5 protein-coding genes are annotated in these 2,381 nt (G+C 29.9%); 3 read left to right on the plus strand and 2 right to left on the minus strand.

The genetic code is table 11. The features are described from left to right. Nucleotides 1–19 precede the first annotated feature (19 nt). Nucleotides 20–592, plus strand: a complete 573-nt coding sequence (locus tag IDG60_RS11190) for a PepSY domain-containing protein (RefSeq protein WP_000769722.1) — start codon at nt 20–22, stop codon at nt 590–592. Between the two features lie 136 nt (nt 593–728). Here the strand turns inward: IDG60_RS11190 and IDG60_RS11195 are convergent, their stop codons facing one another. Further along, complete coding sequence (locus IDG60_RS11195; protein ID WP_001055897.1) at nt 729–992, minus strand: helix-turn-helix domain-containing protein; 264 nt, start codon at nt 990–992, stop codon at nt 729–731. A 299-nt stretch (nt 993–1,291) separates the two neighbouring features. Here IDG60_RS11195 and IDG60_RS11200 point away from each other — a divergent pair, with 299 nt between their 5' ends. Then, the gene (locus IDG60_RS11200) at nt 1,292–1,543 is read left to right on the plus strand and encodes a GlsB/YeaQ/YmgE family stress response membrane protein (RefSeq protein ID WP_000466748.1); all 252 of its coding nucleotides are present in this window, start codon (nt 1,292–1,294) and stop codon (nt 1,541–1,543) included. A 38-nt stretch (nt 1,544–1,581) separates the two neighbouring features. Here IDG60_RS11200 and IDG60_RS11205 read toward each other — a convergent pair whose 3' ends face one another. Further along, nucleotides 1,582–1,791, minus strand: coding sequence for a hypothetical protein (locus IDG60_RS11205; protein ID WP_000211677.1), 210 nt, complete (start codon nt 1,789–1,791; stop codon nt 1,582–1,584). 177 nt (nt 1,792–1,968) lie between these two features. On the opposite strand from IDG60_RS11205, the gene IDG60_RS11210 reads away from it, so the two are divergent. Continuing rightward, a partial coding sequence (locus IDG60_RS11210) for a histidine phosphatase family protein (RefSeq protein ID WP_164825749.1) occupies nt 1,969–2,381 on the plus strand: 413 nt, incomplete at its 3' end.

The following is a 2,381-nucleotide window of genomic DNA, read 5'->3' on the forward strand; positions in this document are numbered from 1 at the left end:
AGGAAGAGAGAGTGATATTATGAAATTAAAATCATTAGCAGTGTTATCAATGTCAGCGGTGGTGCTTACTGCATGTGGCAATGATACTCCAAAAGATGAAACAAAATCAACAGAGTCAAATACTAATCAAGACACTAATACAACAAAAGATGTTATTGCTTTAAAAGATGTTAAAACAAGCCCAGAAGATGCTGTGAAAAAAGCTGAAGAAACATACAAAGGCCAAAAGTTGAAAGGAATTTCATTTGAAAATTCTAATGGTGAATGGGCTTATAAAGTGACGCAACAAAAATCTGGTGAAGAGTCAGAAGTACTTGTTGCTGATAAAAATAAAAAAGTGATTAACAAAAAGACTGAAAAAGAAGATACAGTGAATGAAAATGATAACTTTAAATATAGCGATGCTATAGATTACAAAAAAGCCATTAAAGAAGGACAAAAAGAATTTGATGGTGATATTAAAGAATGGTCACTTGAAAAAGATGATGGCAAACTTGTTTACAATATCGATTTGAAAAAAGGTAATAAAAAACAAGAAGTTACTGTTGATGCTAAGAACGGTAAAGTATTAAAGAGTGAGCAAGATCACTAAAAAGATTCGTTGCATTAACGCTTGTAAAATGTCTTAATTCATATTAATTAATAAAATACCCTCACAATACTTATGCATAAGTCCTGTTTGACGTGAAAGGATATATGCCAAACGTGTTGTGAGGGTTTAATTGCATCTATTTATCCATGCGAATATCGACTTCTTCTAAATGTTTCTGATATTCTTTAACCTTACTTTCTAAAAACATTTCATATGGTGCATCAAAGAAGTCAGCTAAATGCATGGCATCTTTAAATTTAGGTTCATGATGATGATTCTCCCATTCCCAAATTTGATGTGCTTCATATTTAGTACCATATTTCTCATTTAATTGCTGTGCTAATTCGTCAATTTCTAAATTATGTTTAGTTCGTAAGTTATATAAAATATGCATATTCATTGTTCATTAACCTCGCTTCTTGATTTAAAATTCAAAGATGCTCTAATAATATGTGTATATTCTAGTCCTATAACATAAAATAATCAAGCTATGAATTCGGCAGAAAAAATAATGTAAATGTATATGATATTGCCAGTACAGAGACTTTAAATAACGATAGCTACATTGAATAAAATTGATATTCAATTACTACTTTTAAAAATATTTGGATAAAAATAATTTGAATTTGTTTTAGAATTGTAAATAAGGGGTACTACTTAGAATAACGCAAAATAAATAGAAAAAGGAGACTGAAAATTATGTTTGGATTTATTGGAATGTTAATTGTCGGTGGCTTAATTGGATGGGCTGCTGGTGCTATTATGGGTAAAGATATCCCAGGTGGTATTTTAGGCAATATTATCGCAGGTATTATTGGATCATGGGTAGGTGGCAAACTATTCGGACAATGGGGTCCTGAATTAGGAAGTATTTACATCTTGCCAGCATTAATTGGTTCAATTATCTTAATTGCAATCGTAACGTTAATTTTAAGAGCTATGCGTAAATAATAAAAAAATTCAATTGGAAATTGAAATAAAGATGGCATTCAGTTGTCATCTTTTTTATTTGCGTGAAAATGGTCAATATGTATTATAATATTTGAAAATGTAGATAAGATAGGATAAAAAAGTAATAAATTAATATGAGGAAATTTTGGAAATAAAAAAGCGAGTATTTGACAAATAAAAAAAGGATGACGTTGGGTTGCGCCATCCAGGAGTATTATGTTCATGAATATAAAAGACTGTGTAGTCATTTAAGAACTACACCCATATAGTAACACATCACTTGATTAAAGACAATACTATTTTTAGAGTCATTAATTTAAAATATGAATTAATTCTTTTTTTAGAATAGAATATTAAGATTGATATCGAATTAGTAGTCAAAGTGTTATGGTAGATATGAAATACATAAGGTAAGGAGTAATATTATGACGATTTATTTAGTTAGACATGGCGAATCAAAATCGAATTATGATAATAAACATTTTCGATCTTATTTTTGTGGACAATTAGATGTGCCGTTAACGGATACTGGCACAAAAAGTGCAGACGATTTATGTGATTATTTTAAAGAGAAACAGATTAAACATGTATATGTTTCAGACTTATTAAGAACACAGCAAACGTTTGAACATATTTTTCCATATGACATTGCATCAACGACTACGCCTCTATTAAGAGAACGTTCACTTGGCGTATTTGAGGGTGAATATAAAGATGAAATCAGTGCGAATCCGAAATATGAAAAATATTTCAATGATCCAAACTTTAAAGACTTTCGTCATAGTTTTTCACAAAAAGCGCCTGAAGGAGAAAGTTATGAAGATGTATATCAACGCGT

Source organism: Staphylococcus sp. EG-SA-2 (genome assembly GCF_017152085.1).